19 protein-coding genes and 1 pseudogene are annotated in these 17,948 nt (G+C 47.2%); 5 read left to right on the top strand and 15 right to left on the bottom strand.

The features are described from left to right. Positions 1 to 67: 67 nt before the first annotated feature. The 3 genes from cshA to NYE42_RS02475 all read right to left on the bottom strand — a co-directional run bounded on the left by cshA (position 68) and on the right by NYE42_RS02475 (position 4,415). On the bottom strand, positions 68 to 1,552 hold the full coding sequence (gene cshA, locus NYE42_RS02485; RefSeq protein WP_352426737.1) for an ATP-dependent RNA helicase CshA: 1,485 nt from the start codon (positions 1,550 to 1,552) through the stop codon (positions 68 to 70). A gap of 330 nt (positions 1,553 to 1,882) precedes the next feature. Then, positions 1,883 to 3,253 (bottom strand): UDP-N-acetylmuramoyl-tripeptide--D-alanyl-D-alanine ligase, encoded by a 1,371-nt coding sequence (gene murF / locus NYE42_RS02480; protein ID WP_352426736.1) that lies wholly within the window; start codon positions 3,251 to 3,253, stop codon positions 1,883 to 1,885. Positions 3,254 to 3,329: 76 nt separating this feature from the next. Beyond that, positions 3,330 to 4,415, bottom strand: a complete 1,086-nt coding sequence (locus NYE42_RS02475) for a D-alanine--D-alanine ligase (protein ID WP_003156199.1) — start codon at positions 4,413 to 4,415, stop codon at positions 3,330 to 3,332. 153 nt (positions 4,416 to 4,568) lie between these two features. Here NYE42_RS02475 and NYE42_RS02470 point away from each other — a divergent pair, with 153 nt between their 5' ends. Further along, complete coding sequence (locus tag NYE42_RS02470) at positions 4,569 to 4,886, top strand: thioredoxin family protein (RefSeq protein WP_003156200.1); 318 nt, start codon at positions 4,569 to 4,571, stop codon at positions 4,884 to 4,886. Here NYE42_RS02470 and NYE42_RS02465 read toward each other — a convergent pair. Continuing rightward, positions 4,883 to 5,731 (bottom strand): cation diffusion facilitator family transporter, encoded by an 849-nt coding sequence (locus NYE42_RS02465; RefSeq protein ID WP_352427003.1) that lies wholly within the window; start codon positions 5,729 to 5,731, stop codon positions 4,883 to 4,885. The genes NYE42_RS02470 and NYE42_RS02465 overlap by 4 nt on opposite strands. A 244-nt stretch (positions 5,732 to 5,975) precedes the next feature. Here NYE42_RS02465 and NYE42_RS02460 point away from each other — a divergent pair, with 244 nt between their 5' ends. Both NYE42_RS02460 and fbpB read left to right on the top strand, forming a co-directional pair. Continuing rightward, positions 5,976 to 6,155 carry a Fur-regulated basic protein FbpA gene (locus tag NYE42_RS02460; RefSeq protein WP_003156203.1) on the top strand — a complete coding sequence of 60 codons (180 nt, stop codon included), beginning with the start codon at positions 5,976 to 5,978 and terminating at the stop codon, positions 6,153 to 6,155. Further along, a complete protein-coding gene (fbpB, locus tag NYE42_RS02455) occupies positions 6,142 to 6,288 on the top strand; it encodes a Fur-regulated basic protein FbpB (protein WP_241457911.1) in 147 nt (48 codons plus the stop codon). Before NYE42_RS02460 ends, fbpB begins: the two co-directional genes overlap by 14 nt. 25 nt (positions 6,289 to 6,313) lie before the next feature. Here the strand turns inward: fbpB and NYE42_RS02450 are convergent, their stop codons facing one another. The 8 genes from NYE42_RS02450 to NYE42_RS02415 all read right to left on the bottom strand — a co-directional run bounded on the left by NYE42_RS02450 (position 6,314) and on the right by NYE42_RS02415 (position 14,661). Further along, the gene (locus tag NYE42_RS02450; protein ID WP_342497209.1) at positions 6,314 to 7,459 is read right to left on the bottom strand and encodes an acyl-CoA dehydrogenase family protein; all 1,146 of its coding nucleotides are present in this window, start codon (positions 7,457 to 7,459) and stop codon (positions 6,314 to 6,316) included. Positions 7,460 to 7,574: 115 nt separating this feature from the next. Then, the gene (locus tag NYE42_RS02445; protein ID WP_007410218.1) at positions 7,575 to 7,910 is read right to left on the bottom strand and encodes a hypothetical protein; all 336 of its coding nucleotides are present in this window, start codon (positions 7,908 to 7,910) and stop codon (positions 7,575 to 7,577) included. A gap of 94 nt (positions 7,911 to 8,004) precedes the next feature. Further along, positions 8,005 to 8,772, bottom strand: coding sequence for an ABC transporter permease (locus tag NYE42_RS02440; RefSeq protein WP_007410217.1), 768 nt, complete (start codon positions 8,770 to 8,772; stop codon positions 8,005 to 8,007). Continuing rightward, the gene (locus NYE42_RS02435) at positions 8,765 to 9,691 is read right to left on the bottom strand and encodes an ABC transporter ATP-binding protein (protein WP_094032120.1); all 927 of its coding nucleotides are present in this window, start codon (positions 9,689 to 9,691) and stop codon (positions 8,765 to 8,767) included. Before NYE42_RS02435 ends, NYE42_RS02440 begins: the two co-directional genes overlap by 8 nt. Positions 9,692 to 9,792: 101 nt before the next feature. Further along, on the bottom strand, positions 9,793 to 10,842 hold the full coding sequence (locus NYE42_RS02430) for an AI-2E family transporter (protein WP_251257307.1): 1,050 nt from the start codon (positions 10,840 to 10,842) through the stop codon (positions 9,793 to 9,795). A 185-nt stretch (positions 10,843 to 11,027) separates the two neighbouring features. After that, a complete protein-coding gene (gene dctP, locus NYE42_RS02425) occupies positions 11,028 to 12,284 on the bottom strand; it encodes a C4-dicarboxylate transporter DctP (protein WP_012116859.1) in 1,257 nt (418 codons plus the stop codon). A 108-nt stretch (positions 12,285 to 12,392) separates the two neighbouring features. Beyond that, positions 12,393 to 13,064, bottom strand: coding sequence for a response regulator (locus tag NYE42_RS02420; RefSeq protein ID WP_003156219.1), 672 nt, complete (start codon positions 13,062 to 13,064; stop codon positions 12,393 to 12,395). After that, positions 13,039 to 14,661 carry a sensor histidine kinase gene (locus tag NYE42_RS02415; protein WP_039252661.1) on the bottom strand — a complete coding sequence of 541 codons (1,623 nt, stop codon included), beginning with the start codon at positions 14,659 to 14,661 and terminating at the stop codon, positions 13,039 to 13,041. Before NYE42_RS02415 ends, NYE42_RS02420 begins: the two co-directional genes overlap by 26 nt. Positions 14,662 to 14,741: 80 nt before the next feature. Between NYE42_RS02415 and NYE42_RS02410 the strand changes: the two genes are divergently transcribed. Together NYE42_RS02410 and NYE42_RS02405 are read left to right on the top strand one after the other, a co-directional pair. Then, positions 14,742 to 15,794 (top strand): TRAP transporter substrate-binding protein, encoded by a 1,053-nt coding sequence (locus NYE42_RS02410; protein ID WP_039252664.1) that lies wholly within the window; start codon positions 14,742 to 14,744, stop codon positions 15,792 to 15,794. Between the two features lie 84 nt (positions 15,795 to 15,878). After that, the gene (locus NYE42_RS02405) at positions 15,879 to 16,700 is read left to right on the top strand and encodes a manganese catalase family protein (protein WP_012116856.1); all 822 of its coding nucleotides are present in this window, start codon (positions 15,879 to 15,881) and stop codon (positions 16,698 to 16,700) included. 36 nt (positions 16,701 to 16,736) lie between these two features. On the opposite strand, the gene NYE42_RS02400 is transcribed toward NYE42_RS02405, so the two are convergent. The 3 genes and pseudogenes from NYE42_RS02400 to gsiB all read right to left on the bottom strand — a co-directional run bounded on the left by NYE42_RS02400 (position 16,737) and on the right by gsiB (position 17,934). Further along, positions 16,737 to 17,096, bottom strand: coding sequence for a DUF4937 domain-containing protein (locus NYE42_RS02400; RefSeq protein ID WP_342497207.1), 360 nt, complete (start codon positions 17,094 to 17,096; stop codon positions 16,737 to 16,739). Beyond that, a pseudogene (locus tag NYE42_RS02395) lies at positions 17,071 to 17,428 on the bottom strand (cupin domain-containing protein). Before NYE42_RS02395 ends, NYE42_RS02400 begins: the two are co-directional and overlap by 26 nt. A 134-nt stretch (positions 17,429 to 17,562) precedes the next feature. Beyond that, positions 17,563 to 17,934 (bottom strand): glucose starvation-inducible protein GsiB, encoded by a 372-nt coding sequence (gene gsiB / locus NYE42_RS02390; protein ID WP_015416859.1) that lies wholly within the window; start codon positions 17,932 to 17,934, stop codon positions 17,563 to 17,565. Positions 17,935 to 17,948 lie beyond the last annotated feature (14 nt).

Genomic DNA, 17,948 nt, shown 5'->3' with positions numbered 1-17,948 from the left:
AAAAAAGATTCACTTTCCGGCATATCAAAAAAAAGCGGACCCCGTAAAAGGGTCCGCTTCCTGTGTTTTAGTATGATTTTTTCTGGCGTCTGTCACCTGAAGAACGGCGGTCGCTTGAGCGTTTTTTATCGTAGGAAGAACGGTTGTTGTTTTTCCCTTTGCCGCCGCGGTAGCCGCCGCCTTGGCCGTCTCTGCGCTTAGAAGTACGCTGGTTTTTATAGCGTTTGCTGACCATCGGCGCTTCATCAGTGAGGCGTACAGGCGTGCTGTCCGGCTCTTTTGTCGCCATTTTAATGGCTGCAGCCACAACTGTCACTGCATCATGATCTTCTAACAATTCCGCAGCTGCCGTCATGTAGAAGTTCAAGTTGTTTTCGCTGATCGCCGTGCGCAGACGGTCAACCGTCACCTGCTGCTGTCCTTCTAATGCTTCGTCAAGCGTCGGCTCTTTCATGCGGTCCATTTTGCGTTTTGTCGTTTGTTCAATCGCGCGAAGCATGCTTTTCTCACGCGGTGTGATAAACGTCATCGCCATACCCGTTTTTCCTGCACGGCCCGTTCTTCCGATACGGTGAACGTAGCTTTCAGGATCTTGAGGCACGTCAAAGTTATAAACGTGGGTAACGCCTGAGATATCAAGTCCGCGGGCGGCAACATCAGTCGCTACAAGCACTTCGATCGCACCTTCTTTAAATTTACGAAGCGCAACCATACGTTTCGCCTGCGTTAAGTCGCCGTGAATTCCTTCAGCCGCATATCCGCGAAGGTTCAGGGCTTCAGCAAGCTCATCGACACGGCGTTTCGTACGTCCGAATACGATCGCAAGTTCCGGAGACTGAATGTCAAGAAGACGAGTCAGCGTATCGAATTTTTTGCGCTCCTGCACTTCCAAGTAGAACTGCTGAATGTTTGATACAGTCATTTCTTTCGCTTTTACTTTTACGTGTTCCGGCTCAGTCATGAAACGCTCTGCGATCCGTTTGATCGGCGCAGGCATTGTTGCTGAGAATAAGAGCGTTTGGTGGTCGCTCGGCACGTTTGAGAGAATGGATTCAATGTCATCAATGAATCCCATGTTCAGCATTTCATCAGCCTCATCCATGACAACCGTGTTCACGTTGTTTAAACGGATCGTGCGGCGGTTGATATGGTCAAGAAGACGCCCCGGCGTACCTACGATGATATGCGGGTTTTTCTTCAATGCGCGGATCTGACGTCCGATATCCTGGCCGCCGTAAATAGGCAGTACTTTCGCACTCTTATCTTGTCCGATTTTATATAACTCTTCAGATACTTGAATGGCTAATTCACGGGTTGGCGCGATTACGATTGCTTGAATATTAGGAGACTCGGGGTTCATTTTTTCAACAAGGGGTATACCGAACGCAGCTGTTTTACCTGTACCTGTTTGCGCTTGTCCGATGACATCTTTATTTAAAAGTCCGAGCGGAATCGTTTGTGCCTGGATCGGTGTTGCTTCTTCAAATCCCATACGATTGATTGATTTCATGAGATCAGAACTTAATTGGAAATCTTGAAACGTTATAGTCAAATTATTCAAACTCCTTCTGATTGCTGTTTCAGTAATGTCGTGATTTACCACTAAAAACCGCCCTTTCATCCAAAGGACAGGATCATACGTATACAAAGCCCGAATTACTTTACGTTTAATCTTACCATTACACTATGTGTTTTTCAATAAGGCGAGATGGTCAGGCGGCCGGAAGCGGCCTGACCGGATTCTTCCCGCGAACGAGGCCGGACCCCGCGCCGGACGGGATTTCCCAGCCGGCGGTCTTTCTTTTTCATACGGACAGAATTATTTCACCCTGAATTAGTTTCTTCATTTTTGTATATTTTTATGATGCTGATCAGTATTTTTTCAGTTCTTCTCTAATAAATCTTTAACGATTTCTTCGAGCTTCATACCTCTCGATGCTTTAAACAGAAGGAGATCGCCGGAAGCGGCCATTTCCTGTATGGCGTGAAGCAGTTCTTTTTTGTCAAGATAATGGCTGACGCGCCCTTCTTCAAAATGCCGGCGCGCTCCGTCAGCGATGAATGCGCCGAGTGTGCCGTAAGTAAATACATGGTCGATTTCCGCCGGATTGACCGCAGCTCCGCATTCTTCGTGGAATGCTTTTTCTTCATCACCAAGTTCAAGCATATCACCGAGAACGAGCATTTTCTTCCGATAGCCTTTCATCGTTTCGATTAATTCGACCGCCGCTTTCATTGACGTCGGGCTCGCATTATACGCGTCGTTTACGATCGAGATGCCGTTTTCCGTTTTGACCAGTTCCAATCTCATCCCCGTCACCTTCAGGCGGCTCAGTCCCAGAGCGGCATTTTCCGGCGTAATGCCGAAATAGATGCCGGCGGCGTATGCGGCCATGGCATTCATCACATTATGTCTGCCGAGAACCGGAATAAAGAAAGAACGGTCGATTCCGTCGATATTGAAGTACGTGCCTTCTTCCGCTTGTTTTATTTCTTTCAGGCGGAGATCATTGTCCGCGCCTGCGCCGTATGTCGTTGTCCGGCAAGTGTACGTCTTTTGGCGGAGCAGCGGCTCATCCCCGAAATAAAACAGAACGCCGTCTTCCCGAAGTCCGTTTATAATTTCAAGTTTCGCCTCCGCAATTCCTTCTCTTGAGCCTAAATCCTGCATGTGGGATTCGCCGATATTGGTAATGACGGCCGCTTCCGGTTCAGCAAGACGGCTCAGAAAATCAATTTCGCCTCTCGCGCTCATCCCCATTTCTAAAACGGCGATTTCTGTATCTTCAGGCATGGCAAGCACGGTCAGCGGCAGGCCGATATGATTGTTGAAATTGCCGGCGGTTTTGTGAACGCGGTACTGCGTGCCGAGAACGGCGTGAAGCATGTCTTTCGTTGTCGTTTTTCCGTTGCTCCCGGTCACCCCGATAACCCGTGTGCCGAGCTCTTCCAAATAAGCTTTTGCCAATGTTTGCAGCGCCTCCAGCGTGTCATTGACCAGGATGACAGCACGCCCTTCCGGCGGATTCGGTTCAGAGCGGTCCCACAATACCGCGGAAACGCCTTTTTCGAATGCTTGCGGCACAAAGGTATGGCCGTTAAAATGCTCGCCTTTTAAAGGAATGAACAGCTGATTTTTTTCCAAAGTCCGCGTATCGGTTGCGGCGCCCTCAATCATTGTTTGTTCAAATTCGGGATTTGTCAGTGTGCCTTTGACCATGTCTGCGATTCGTTTTACAGTTCGCTTTATCAAAGGTGGCACCTCGCTTTCTGAAAATGTTGTCTGTTACGGGAAAAGACACTGCCCCTTCAGGCAGTGTCCGTCTTCATTAAAATGTATGTTTAATCAGCTGTTTTTCGGCATGGCGTTCTTTTGCCAGCTCAACCAGCTGTTCGATCAGATCACTGTAATCTACGCCTGCTTCTTTCCAAAGCAGCGGGAACATGCTGAATGGCGTAAAGCCCGGCATTGTGTTCACTTCGTTAATGAGCACTTGACCGTCATTGGTCAGGAAGAAATCGGCGCGGACAAGGCCTGATCCGTCAATCGCTTTGAAGGCTTTAATCGCCATTTCGCTGATTTCCGCATATTGTTCATCCGTCACTTGCGCGGGAATCATTAAATCCGTGTCGCCGTCTTCATATTTCGCTTTGTAATCGTAAAAGTCGGTTTTCGGCGCGATTTCACCGACGGCGGAGCATTTCGGTTCGTCATTTCCGAGTACGCCGATTTCGATTTCTCTGCCGGCGATTCCTTCTTCCACCACAATTTTCCGGTCATACTCAAAAGCCAGTTCGAAGGCTTTTTCAAGCTCTTCACGGTTTCGGCATTTGCTGATTCCGACGCTTGATCCGAGGTTCGCCGGTTTGACGAAGCACGGATATCCCAGTTCTTCTTCAACCTGCTGTAAGCAGCTGTCCGGCGTCTGTTTCCAGTCCTTTTTTAAGAAAGCGGCGTACTTCGCCTGCGGAAGCCCCGCTTGAGCGAACAAATGCTTCATGATGACTTTATCCATGCCGGCTGATGATGCAAGCACCCCGTTGCCGACATAAGGAACGTTCAGCAATTCCAGCAGACCCTGAATGGTGCCGTCTTCACCGTTCGGTCCGTGGAGAAGCGGAAATACGACATCGATCGGCGCCTTTTCGTCAGGCGACGCTTCAGGAAACATTTCCCGGTTCAATGCTGATAGAGCGAAACTTTCACCGTTTTGTTCCAGCTGAAGCATTTTCACGTTGGAAACCGGCTCAGTCAGCAGCGGGCCTCTTTGCCATTCTCCTTTTTCAGTGATGTAAATCGGATGTATATCAAACTTCTCAGTATTAAGCGCTTTTGTTACAGCTAATGCTGTCTGCAGCGATACATTGTGTTCGGCTGACTTTCCGCCGTACACCAATCCTAGACTTGTTTTCAATGGATATTCCCCCCACAACAATTCATCTTTACTATCTTATCACTTTCCTCAGAAAATGATCTAATTATTTTTGGGCATTCTGAATATGAAAGCATTTGTATGTAATTCCTTTTTATTTTATATTAAAATGGCATGGAAAAGGAGATGTGTCATATGAAAAAAATCAGTACAACAGAACAATTTAATGAACTTATTCAATCCGACAAGGAAATCATCGTGAAATTTTTCGCTGACTGGTGCCCTGACTGCACGCGCATGAATATGTTCATCGGCGATATTTTGGAAGAATATAATCAAAATGATTGGTATGAACTGAACAGAGACGAGCTCCCTGAGCTTGCCGACAAATATCAGGTAATGGGCATACCGAGCCTTCTGATCTTTAAAAACGGCGAAAAGAAAGCGCATCTTCACAGCGCAAACGCGAAAACGCCCGAAGAAGTCACAGAGTTTTTATCACAGCATATTTAATTCGTTTCACGATCTTTGTTTATGACTTCAGGCTCTACATGAACATGGACATGAGTCACATCATGTTCATGTTTTATTGCATATTCGACCTCATCGGCTACTTCATGGCCTTCTTTCACAGACAGTCCCGGATCTACCGTAATGACCATTTCCACATGAACCGTGCTCCCTAAATACCTTGCTTTCACATCCTTCAGCCTGCTGACCTCTTTTATTTCTTTCACCGTGTGTTTATACGGCTCCAAATCTTTCAGATCAAACCCGTCCGTCAATGAGTGGGAAGCATCTTTGAAGATGTCCCATGCCGTCTTACAGATGATGATTCCGATCAGAAAAGCAATGACCGGATCAACCCACGGCAGATGAAGCCGGGCGGTTAAGACGCCTATAAACGCCCCAATACTGACATAGGCGTCAGAACGGCTGTCTTTCGCCGCCGCATGAAGCGCAGAACTTTTAACCCGATCCGCAAGACGGCTGTTATATACATACATGCCGTACATTACAATCGCGCTTCCGAGCGCCGTCCATGCCGCAATGAAGCTCGGCTCGGCCTCCGTTCCGCTGACAATCGCCTTTGCTCCTCCGATCAGCACTTCAATACCGACCGCCATCATAATAAAAGACGCAATTAATGAAGAAATTGTTTCAGCCCGATAATGTCCGTAGGCATGATCACTGTCCGCGGGGCGCTGGGAAATCCGGAGCCCGATCAGCACAGCCAGTGATGCGACAATATCCGTGGCATTATTTAACCCGTCCGCTCTAAGCGCTTCGGAATGATAAATAAGACTGATCACCAGTTTGACGGCGGCAAGGATGAGGTACGCGGCGATATTAAGAATCCCGTTTTAAGTTTGCCGTTTGATCATTCATGTAAGGACTCCTCCATTCTCATTCATAGTATGGATGGAAAAGCGGAAAAATAGCAGCTTTGATCTGAGCAAGTGCAATATTCGACAGCATTATTCCCCGGGAAACTTTTTGTCGAAAAATTGGCGGTATTTTCCCTTTACATATGAATATGCCCATTGTATACTTTCATTAAATGATAATGATTCTCAATATCATTTGATTAGGAGGGTAATCATGAGGTCTTCTCCTCAGCTCAGATCATCAGTTGAAGGACGAAAAAAACATCTGATCCATTTGCTGATCAATAACGGAATATACAAAAAGTCGGAACGGCATTTATATGAATTATCGCTCGGAGAATTAGAAAGCGAATACAAATATGTAAGGAAGGTGCGGGCTCATGGCGAAACGTAAAATAAAAACATACGAACAGCTGATAAAAGAAAACAAGGCGGCCATTATGAATAATCAAAAGCTGATGAATGTGATCTATGACAGAATTGACCGCAAGCATCAAAAACTGCTCCGGCCCAACAGCCATACATAAAAAGAGCCTTTTTCAGGCTCTTTTTTTATTGCTTGAAGGCTTCCGCCGCTAATTTGCCGATGACTGCATCGTCCATCGGCGGATTGTGAAGGCCGGCCCGGGCATCCCGATAATACCGCTGAAGCGGATTGTTTCGCTCCAGGCTTTTTGCGCCGGTGATTCTCATTGCTTTATCAACAACAGAAAGGACGGCATTTGTCACAATATGTTTTGCCGCGCCGAGCTCGCTTTTGATGAAAGGGCGGCGTTTCGGGTCATCATACATTTGCGCCGCCGTGAAGAGAAACTGTCTCGCTTTTAACAATTCAAGCTCCATTTCCCCGACACGCTGCCCAACGGCCGGCACGTCTTTAATCGGTCCGTTCAGGCTGTTCGGCGAATATTCGGATGCAAACCGGACGGCATAGTCCCTTGCCGCTTGAGCGATGCCCAGATAAGCAGCGGGAATGTGAAGCAGCCAGCCATTCACTTTCGCCGCTCTCGGCCCGCTGATAAGCTCCACAAGCCGCTCGTCACGGACCGTGACATGATCTAAAAGGAGATCATGGCTTCCGGTCGCCTTCATGGCAATCATATCCCATGTTTCTTCGACTGAAACGCCTGACTGATCTTTATGAATGAGAAAAACACCGGTCGTTTGTTTTTCTTCAATCCATGCCGTCACAAGCATATAATCCAAAGTCAGCGAAAGGGTTGTAAAGGTTTTTCGGCCGTTCAGCACCCATTTTCCGTCTTTTTTGACAGCGGAGGTGCCGGGTCTTCCTCCCCTCGTCGGACTGCCGGTCTGCCGTTCCGTCGCTGCCCTGTTCAGGACAGCTCCCTTTTTCACCTCTTCTGTGATAAATGAAAAGACATCTTCATCCCAGCTGTTTCCTTCTCCGAGCTCACCCATGACGGATAAATGCCAGCCGATTCCGAGAGCAACGGCCGCGTCTCCCCGCGCCAGCCGTTCCTGAAACAGCACCATATCATAAACGGAAATGCCTGCACCGCCGAATACCTCAGGTACCGTTAACGCCGTATATCCCGCGTCGCGCAGTCTTTGAATTTTCTCCGCGGGAAAACGGCCCGCCTCATCATCAAGCGCGGCTGTTTTTTGAAATTCGTCTGCAAGCAGGCCGATTTTTTCCATCCATTCCCTCTGCCGTTCATTCTGTATCCATAAAGACACTGGAATCCCCCCATTATAATTCCGATAAAGTTAATAAGTATTATAGAGATTCAAGTCTCGTTTCGCAACTGTGAGGCTGTACAAAAAAAACACGCTATTCCATGGAATAGCGCGTTCAGACTGCTTCCGGGCCGCGGTCCTGCTTAAGCCCGAGATAAATCAGCATATATGTGAGATAACCCATCGTCATCACAAGCCCGCCAAAGAAAAAGCTTGAAAAAATCGGCTCTTCAAACGCGGTAACTGCCGCAAGCACGATCCAGCTTGCATACAGGTAGATGATGAAATAACGGAATCCCGACTTCATTTTATATAAGAGAAACAGCCCCACTGTAGAAAACAAACCCAGCGCAAGCCTGAAATAAACAAGATGTTCGAATTGGAACATGAATGACACAAAGGAAAAACCAAGCAATAACACAATCGGTAATGCGGTAATAAAATTTCTCAAGTGAGCACCTCCGTCATTACCTTTATTATAAATCAAAATAGCATAAATTATTGATTTATCGTGATCTTTTTCACAAAAATGTCATTCCTTTACTTTATACCCGAACATCGCGTTTGCAAAAGCTCCACCAAGCGACGGCTAAGAAGAATACGATATGGATAATGATAATGCCTGCGGAAAATAACGGCGTCATTCCCGCAAACAGCGGTTTCGCCCCGCTCATATATTGCGTCAGGTCAGTATTTGCGAACAGCAGAAAACTTCCCCATTTGTTTTGGAAGAGCGACATAATCGTCACGAGTGATTTTGCGCCGTACAGCACGATAAATGACAAAATGACGGCCGTTGCGCTGTTTCGGAATACAGAAGAACACAACAAGCCAAAGCATGCCATCGCAAACGCCTCGACCCAGTTCGTGCCGATTACTTTCAGGGTGTTCATAAGAAGCGTCCCTGATTCAGATGTCACCGACACGCCGAAGAAAGCCATACCGAACAGCAGAGACAGAATATAGTACGCCGCATACAGGTACAAGCTGACCAAAAATACGGTAATGAGTTTAGATACAAAAATCCGCTCCCGCTTTACCGGGCGGATTAACAAAAATTTGATCGTTTTCTTATCAAATTCAGCGGAAATGATTGTTGCCGCGATCACGATCGTTAATGCCTCAAGCAGAATATTCAGCCCGGGCGCGTACGCCATATAGCCGATGAAATTCTCATCCGTTCCGGAACTGATGACAAGCCGTTTAATGACAAGCGCCATAATAAATTGGAGAACGGCCATCAGAATCAGCGCCACTAATGAGACTTTTCGGTTAAAGAGTTTCATATGCTCATTCGCTGTCAATTTAAACATTCGTCTCCCCCTCCTCTTGAAGCGCCGTCGTCACTTTCATGAATTCATCCTCCAGCGATTCCGCATACGGCATGATGGAATACACGAGAAAGTCTTGTCCGACGAGCGCACGGTTTAATGCCGGGATGTCTTTCTTCGCTACGGTGACGGTAATGTCCCCGCCGTTTTTCTCCGGAGCAAATTGCTGTTGGGACAGCCATTCGAATGCTTCGTCAGCCGGCTGAATGTCGAGGACGGCTTTTTCTTCTTTTTCCTCAGCGCCGCGCAGAACAACCTCTGTTTTGATCTCACCTTTTTGAATGATGATGACACGGTCGCAAAGGTCCTCCACTTCACGCAATAAATGCGTCGCAAAAAGGATGCTCGTCCCTTCAAGCTCCGCGAGTTCCTTTAAGTGATCGCGGAAATCCTTCATTCCGCCGGGATCAAGCCCGTTTGTCGGTTCATCTAAAATGAGCAGATTCGGACGGTGAAGAATGGCCTGCGCAATTCCGAGACGCTGACGCATGCCAAGGGAATACGTTTTAACTTTGTCATGAACGGCATTGGTGAGCCCGACCCGCTCGATGACTTCCTGAAGCCTGTCCTCTTTGATGTTTTTGTGCATGTTGGCAAAGTGCTTCAGATTTTCCCACCCCGTCAGGTACGGGTAGAATTCAGGATTTTCCACGATCGCTCCGACAGATTCAAGCGCTTTTTCGAAATCAGCATCGTGCTGAAAGCCGTTAATTGTAATCGTGCCGCTGTTTTTCTTTAAAAGACCGACGATGATTCGGATAAGTGTGGTTTTTCCCGACCCGTTCGGACCGAGCAAACCGATGATCTCGCCCTGCCTGACATCCATGCTGATGTTTTTTAAAATGTGCTTTTTGCCTATTGTTTTGTCAAGGCCTTCAATATGTAAAATCGGCTCAGTCATACAGCCTTCCTCCTTTTTCACAAAAAATAAACAGTGCCCGTACATAGGCACTGTCTGCATTATAACATTAGTCATATATTCGTGAAGAGCCGGAGCCGACGTTATGTCTTATCCGGGACCGGTCCGTTTTTTTCCTTCTCTTCATTATTGACGACATCCAGAATATCAAGCAGGAACACAAAAATCGGAATTCCGATAATCAAGCCCCAAATGCCGAAGAAATGTTCCGAGAAAATCAGAACTGTAAAGGTAAAAAAGATCGGCAGTTCCGTTTTCGCTGACATCAGTTTCGGATTAAGGAAGTACGTCTCAATCGCATGGATGACGAAAATGACCAGCACGATGTAGATGACATACGCTGCGCCGCCCGTCGTATATGCGATGATGCTGAGCGGAATGAGCGAAATCACCACACCCGCAACGGGAATGAGCCCGAGGAAAAAGACCATGATTGACAGGCCGAACAGCTGCGGAAAATGCAGAATCGCCAATGCGATAAAAGTGAGGATACAGTTCACCAGCGCGATAATAAATTGGGCTTCAAGCACTTTGCCGAATGTTCTCGCAAACTTGCTGCCGAAATAAGCAAGTTCGTAGTAAAAAACAGACAGCTTGCTGTGCTGAAATTTTTTCATAAACTCCGTGAGCCGCTTTTTCTCGAACAGGAAAAACATGCTGAGAATCAGTGACATCACGACCTGCAAACCGAAAGTGCTGATATCGGCCAAGTATGTATACAGTACATTAAAACCTTCTTTTACATAGGAACCGATATTGATATCGCCGAACACGCTCGATATCTCATCATAAAACGGAATGACATCGGGATGATACGCGATGTGCTTGATCTGCTTAATCAGCTGTTCAATCTGCTTGGCAACAATCGGGTAAAAGACAAAGCCTCCGACAGTCGCCCCGACAGCCAGCGCAATATATAAAACGGTGATGACCACCCTCTGGCTGATCCGGAAAAAATGGTTCAACACGTGCCGGATGACAGTCTCCAGCCGATCCATCAGAAAAGTAAAAATAAACGTAAGCAAAATCAAATTAATCATACTTCGGAATACAACTAACACCCCAGTCAAAACAAGAAAAACGGAAAAACGTCTGACACCCGGATGCTGAAAAAATTTAAAAATAGCCGCCATTTATACACTCCTGCTAGGACAAAAAGCCCTTAGATTTCATCTTTCACTCTCTAATTGTAAATTATATAACAAAATGACGCTAAGGTCTTTGTCCACCTCCTAATAAATTTAAACAAATTTATCTTTTTTACTCATGGCGGCCGAAAAAAAGAACGGCATGCCCGATGCATACCGTTCCTTTCCTTTTATACCGCCGTTTTCATTTCTTTTACGGCCTGTGTGCTTTTCGCTTCGTCAAACTCATTTTCGCTCTTGGCTACGATGATGGTGGCGATTCCGTTTCCGATCAGGTTGACGATCGCCCTTCCTTCACTCATAAAGCGGTCGACGCCGAGGAGCAGCGCCAGCCCCTCCAGCGGAATAACCTGAAGCGCCGATAAAGTGGAGGCGAGCACGATAAATCCGCTTCCGGTTACGCCCGCCGCGCCTTTTGATGTCAGCATCAGCACGAGAATGATCGTAACCTGCTGGCCGATGGTAAGGTCAACGCCGAACACCTGCGCCAGAAAAACCGTCGCCATGGACAGATAAATCGAGGTGCCGTCCAGGTTAAAAGAATATCCCGTCGGAATGACAAGGCCGACAACCGATTTGGAACAGCCGTAGCGCTCCATTTTATCCATCATCCGCGGAAGGACGGACTCAGAAGAGCTTGTGCCGAGAACGATGAGCAGTTCATCTTTAATAAAACGGAGATAGTTCCACAAGCTGAAACCGAATAGTTTGCAAATGATATTCAAAGCGACAAATACAAACAGGAACATCGTAACGTATACAGACAGCATCAGACTCGCCAGCGGCTTGATGGAATCAAGGCCGAAGTGCCCGATCGTATAGGCCATGGCCCCGAATGCGCCGATCGGCGCCGCGCGCATGATGTAGCCGATGATTTTGAAAAAAACGTGCGACAGTTTATCGAAGAAATCAATAATGCTTTTGCCTCTTTCACCGAGCGCCGCCAGGCCGACACCGAATAAAACAGAAAAGAATAAGACCTGAAGAATGTCGCCTTTTGCGAAAGCGTCAACCATATTTGACGGAACGATGTGAGTGATAAATTCAATCCAGTCAATCCCCTGTCCCCCGTTTTGCGTGTACTGAGAGACATCCCCTTTTTCAAGCTTGCTGTAATCAAGCCCCTCACCGGGTTTCATGATATTGACGACCAGAAGTCCGATAATAAGGGCGATGGTGGTCACGACTTCAAAATAAATAAATGCTTTTCCCCCGACTTTGCCGACTTTTTTCATGTCTCCCATCTTGGCGATGCCAAGCACGATCGTCAGGAATATGATCGGTGCGATAATCATTTTTACCGCATTGATAAATGTATCGCCGAGCGGCTTCATCTGCTTCCCGGCCTCAGGCCATACAAGTCCGACAATGACGCCGATGATAACCGCCGTGATGACCTGCACCGTAAGATTTTTGAAAATTTTCATCCCTACTCCCCCTTGCCTCTCGCTGCGTCTATACAAAAATGATAGCGTTTTCAAACAAAGAGGGGAAGCTTATGATCATAACGGACATTTTGGTCTTTTTGGTCTCGGCTAGCGGACGAATTTGTAGCGATTAACCGGCCGGCCCACTCCCCCGTATTGAATGTCGAGCTTAATCTGGCCGTCTTTTTCAAGAAAATCAAGATAACGCCGCGCTGTCACCCTGGCGATTCCGAGCGCTTTGGCGGCTTCTTCAGCTGAAAGCGGCTCCGTCTGCTGTTTCATATAGGTCAAAATTTCATTCATCGTAAAATGATTTAACCCCTTCGGCAGATCCCGGGACGGATTTTGCGGAATTTTAAGCAGCATGTCAAGCTGCTCTTGCGACATGGTGTCATGCTCTTCAATTTTCCGTTTATATTGTTTATAGTTTTCGAGCGCCTGTCTCATCCGCTCCAGCTTAAACGGCTTCAAAATATAGTCGGCCGCACCGTTTTGCAGCATAAGCTGGATTGTTTCTTTGTCTTTTGCGGCCGAGACGATGATGACGTCCACTTCGAGCTTTTGTTTTCTGATTTCCTGGAGTGTTTTAATTCCGTCTTTTTTCGGCATGTATACGTCTAATACCACGAGCCCGGGCCTCAGATCTTTTATAAGCCTGATTCCCTCGTCTCCGTCAGCGGCTGTGGCGATGACGCTGAACCCCGAAACACCGGTGATAAATTCTTTATTCACCTCCTGCACCATCGGATCATCTTCAATAAGCAGCACCTTGATGTCCATCGAATGATTCCTCCCCCTTCATCGGAAATAAAATAGAAAATGCCGTTCCCTGTCCCTGCCGTGTGTCGACTTCAATAATGCCCATCCCTTTGTCGACGATTTGTTTGACGAGGTACAAGCCGTATCCCGTTCCTCCCGTTTTATTGACGGTAAACCCTTTGTCATAAAGGTGCGGGATGTGCTGATCGGAAATCCCGCTTCCGTTGTCTTCTATTAATATAGCAAGCACTTCATCATTTTGCTCGATACTGATGTCAATATGTTTGTCCTCCGTATCCGCTGTTTCGAATGCGCCGAACGCATTTTCAATTAAATTGCCGAGCAGGACGACGATGTCATGCTGGTCGACATGCTCCGGAAATGCCGAGAAACTGCTGTTTTCATCAATTTTCACAGAAATGCCAAGCTCTTTTCCTCTTTTGATTTTGCTTAACAGCAGCCCCGCCGCAGCGTCATTCTGAATGGCCTGATGAAGAAAATCGGTGACGCTTTCTTGTTCTGATGATTCCTTAAAAGCAAGCTGGAGCGCTTTTTCTGATTTTCCGAGCTGAATCAGTCCCGCGATGGTGTGAAGCTTGTTCATATGTTCATGATTTTGAACTCTGAGCGCATCGACAAAATTTTTCACACCTGTCAGTTCTTCCGCCATTTTCGCCGCTTCCGTCCTGTCCTGAAAAATGGCGACGGCTCCGATGACCTTCTTTTTCATGACGATCGGAATTCTGCTGCTCATGATCACCTTTCCGCTGACTTGGATTTCTTCATTATATACGGCTCGGTTCCGCTCGACGATCTCAGGGAGGCGGGAATCTTTTAACACGTCCCAGATCAGCCTGCCATCGGTCTCTTGTCTGACATTGAATATCTGCTTCGCTTTTTCATTAAAAATGGTGATGTGATGCTGATTATCAATCGCGATGACGCCCTCATTCATTGAATGAAACGTAGCGGTCCGTTCCTCATACATTCTCACGATCTCATGGGGCTCCAGCCAAAACATTTGTTTTTTGATGTGGCGGGCCAGCAAAAAGGAGCCGGCCAGTCCGAACCCGAGCGCCAGCAGAACGATAAACAGTATTTCATGTTTCAGCTGAAGAAGAATTTCACCGAATCCGGGCAGCGTTTTACCGGCCAGAACGACGCCGATCTGATTCAAACCCCGGTCTTTGATGGGATAAAAAGCGCGGACGGCGGTGCCGATTTCTCCCTTTGCTTCGGAAAAATAAATGTGCTCGGCGAACGCCGCGGCTTCGTCCTCACCCCTTGAACGCTTTCCGACCATTGTGCTGACGGGATGTGAATAGCGGATATGATCCATATCCATGACGACGATGTAGTCCGCTTCATTGATGATCCTTATTTCTTCGACCGCATGGCGCACGTCTTCCCTTTGTTTTTTCTGCTCCAGGGCGCGTTTGACATCGGTCATCTCAGATACCGTCCGCGCGGTATTCATCAGCCGTTTTTTCAGCTCGCGCTCCTCTGTATGCTGAATATTGCCGATCAGCACGATGCCGACGATCAAAAAGGTAAAAAGCACGACGATATACGAAAGTATGGTGATTTTCCAGCGGATGGTGAGCTTTTTTTTCGTCATTGGCCTCTTCCTTTCCGTCTCTTTACGAAAACGGCCCGCCCGATTATGCTTGTTATAGAAAATGGCGGAGGGGGTTTTCGATGAAAAGCTTGCTGACTTGTCTCAGCCTGATGGTACTCGGTATCGGAACCGCTTTATTCATCGGCTTTCATGATCGTTTCTCAACGGAAGAACCGTATTATGATGACGAACAGGAAGGCCTGAAAGATCAAATCGTTTTCAAATTCAGCCATGTCGTTGCTGAAAACACGCCAAAAGGGCGGGCGGCGAATAAGTTTGCCGAACTTGTCTATCAAAAATCCGGCGGCACCATTAAAGTAGAGGTGTTTCCAAACGGGAGCCTCTATTCGGATAATGAAGAAATAAACGCCCTCCAAAACGGGGACGTGCAATTCATCGCTCCCTCCACCTCAAAGCTCGGATCACTGTCTCCCGAATGGGGTGTTTTGGATCTGCCGTACGCGTTTACAAACTATAAAGCCGTGCAAGAAGGCCTCAACGGCAAAATCGGCACACGCCTGTTCGCTTCTTTAGAAAAGCATCATTTGAAAGGTCTGGCGTACTGGACGAACGGGTTTAAGCAGCTTACGTCAAATAAAGGACCGATCTTCACTCCGGACGATTTGAAAGGACAGGCGCTCAGGATCATGCCGAGTAGCGTGATCGAAGACCAGTACCGTCTGCTCGGCGCGCGCCCGCGGCAGGATTCCTTTAATTCCACGTTTCAGCTATTGGAAAGCAATCTCGTAGACGGAGAAGAAAATACGATTTCAAATATCTATTCTAAAAAATTTTATAATGTTCAAGATTATTTGACAATCAGCAATCACGGGTACCTCGGTTATGCCGTGATGACCGACGAGCATTTCTGGAATTCGCAGACAGAAAAAACGAGAACCATCTTAACGGAGGCGATGAGAGAAACGACGGAATGGAACGAAGCCTCCGCTGAGAAAATGAATAAAGACCAGCTTGAAGAGATAAAGAAGAATTCATCCATTCATATTCATGTGCTGAGCAAAGCGGAAAAGAACACATGGATGAAACGCCTCGACCCGATTTACGGACAATATGAACAGGTAATCGGCCGCGGGCTTGTGCAGGATTTGTTATCCTTGCGCCGCGAGCCTTAGCAGGACCAATACGCCCATCTCCGTTTCATCCCTTTTCCCGCCGGGGAAGTAAATAGGGACAGAGCAAAAAAAGGAGATGGAGACATGTTTACACATACGAAAAAACTGCAGCATCCGGCTAAACCGGATCGTCCTGACCCGCTGTTCGCAAAAAAGATGCAGGAAATTTTAGGGGGACAATACGGGGAAATATCCGTCGCCATGCAATATTTGTTCCAAGGATGGAATACACGGGGCAATGAAAAATATAAGGATCTTCTGATGGATACCGCGACGGAAGAAATCGGCCATGTCGAAATGATCGCGACGATGATTGCGAGACTGTTAGAAGACGCCCCGCTGGCAGAGCAGGAAAAAGCGGCTGATGATCCGGTCATCGGGTCCATTTTAGGCGGGATGAATCCGCATCATGCAATTGTCTCAGGACTCGGCGCAATGCCGGAGAGCAGCACGGGCGTTCCGTGGAGCGCAGGCTATATCGTCGCAAGCGGAAACCTTCTGGCAGACTTCCGCGCCAATCTGAACGCCGAATCACAAGGAAGACTTCAAGTCGCACGCCTGTATGAAATGACCGATGATAAAGGCGTGAAAGATATGCTCAGCTTTTTATTGGCCCGCGATACCATGCATCAAAACCAATGGCTTGCGGCCATTAAAGAATTAGAAGAACAGGAAGGCCCGATCGTTCCTTCCACATTCCCGAAGGCACTGGAAAAACAGTCATTCTCCCATAAGCTTATTCATTTCTCAGATGGCGGAGAAAGCGCTGAACAAAATTGGCTGAAGGAAACAGCGCCGGACGGAGAACCATTTGAATACGAAAAGGAACCGAAAGCGCACGGCGAAATAGCTAAGCTGGATCCTGTCCCGCCGTATGTCCACAACACGCTTCCCGGACGCGAGTAAAGACACAAGCCCAAAACAAACTGTTTTGGGCTTTCATTATGCCTTCTGAACCGTCCAGTCCGGTTCGTATCGGATGTCCGGGTGATGTAACAGCTCGTGAATGACAGGTTCATCCTCTTCATACAGCATCACTTCTATTGAAAGAATCGCTGCCTTCTGCTCGTTTTCTTCGTATATGCGGTCATGTTCGTTCTCCATAAAATCATCATAGGCCTGTCTGTTCTCCCAAACGCTGATGATCTCTGCGATGAACAGGCCGTCTGCGTTTTTCCGCCACCCGCCGGCCTGTTTGACGAAGCCATTTACACATGATAATGCTCCCCGCCTTGACTGTGCTTGCGCAAATGCTTCAGCGTTTGCAGCGTCTGTTTCACATACTATCTTTTTGATCAGCATGACGTTCCTCTGTGATGACTGTTTTCGCACGCGTATGCTCAACACACAGATTCACGGTTCTGACGTAAGAGCGGGTGCGGTGAATCGTGCCTTTCGGGATGAGCAGGCTGTCATTTGCCTTGAGCACTGCGGTTTCTTTGTCCTTAAAATCGATCAGCAGCTCCCCTTCCAGAACGATGAACCATTCATGAGTCAGGGTGATGGTGCCAGTCATATTCTCCCGTAAACACTGCGAGGCGCACACAGTGGTCATTGATCTCCGCGATTGAAAAATTGTCGTGTTTTTCTTTAACTTTATTGGCGATAGCGAGCAAATTCAGCATGTCAGACACGAGTGAAAAACCCCTTTTTCATCTTATTGTATCGCAACGGCGGCTCAGATTAAGATTTTCCCAAAATAAAAAGCGATCCAGCTGATGCGCCGGATCGCTTTTGATCTGCAGGTTGTCTGCCTTTTATGCTTTTATTAGCTGCTTCGTCTGTTTCCGCCTTTTTGGCCAATTTCCTTATAAAAATCTTTGTCATGATTTTTGCTTGTGGCTTCTCCGCCTTTTTGGCCGATTTCTTGATAGAATTCCTTGTCATGGTTATTGCTAGTGGCTTCTCCGCCTTTTTCACCGATTTCCTGATAGAATTCTTTGTCATGATTTTTGCTAGTGGCTTCTCCGCCTTTTTCACCGATTTCCTGATAGAATTCTTTGTCGTGATTTTTGCTAGTGGCTTCTCCGCCTTTTTGACCAATTTCCTGATAGAATTCTTTGTCATGGTTATTGCTTGTCGCTTCTCCGCCTTTTTGACCTGCTTCTTCTCTGCTCATTTTGTTATTATCTTGTGCCATTTTTGAATTCCTCC

It is taken from the genome of Bacillus sp. FSL K6-2865 (assembly GCF_040311405.1).
GTDB classification, from domain to species: domain Bacteria; phylum Bacillota; class Bacilli; order Bacillales; family Bacillaceae; genus Bacillus; species Bacillus velezensis.
Note: the sequence above shows the minus strand (reverse complement) of the source record. Positions and strands in the feature narration are given on the sequence as shown.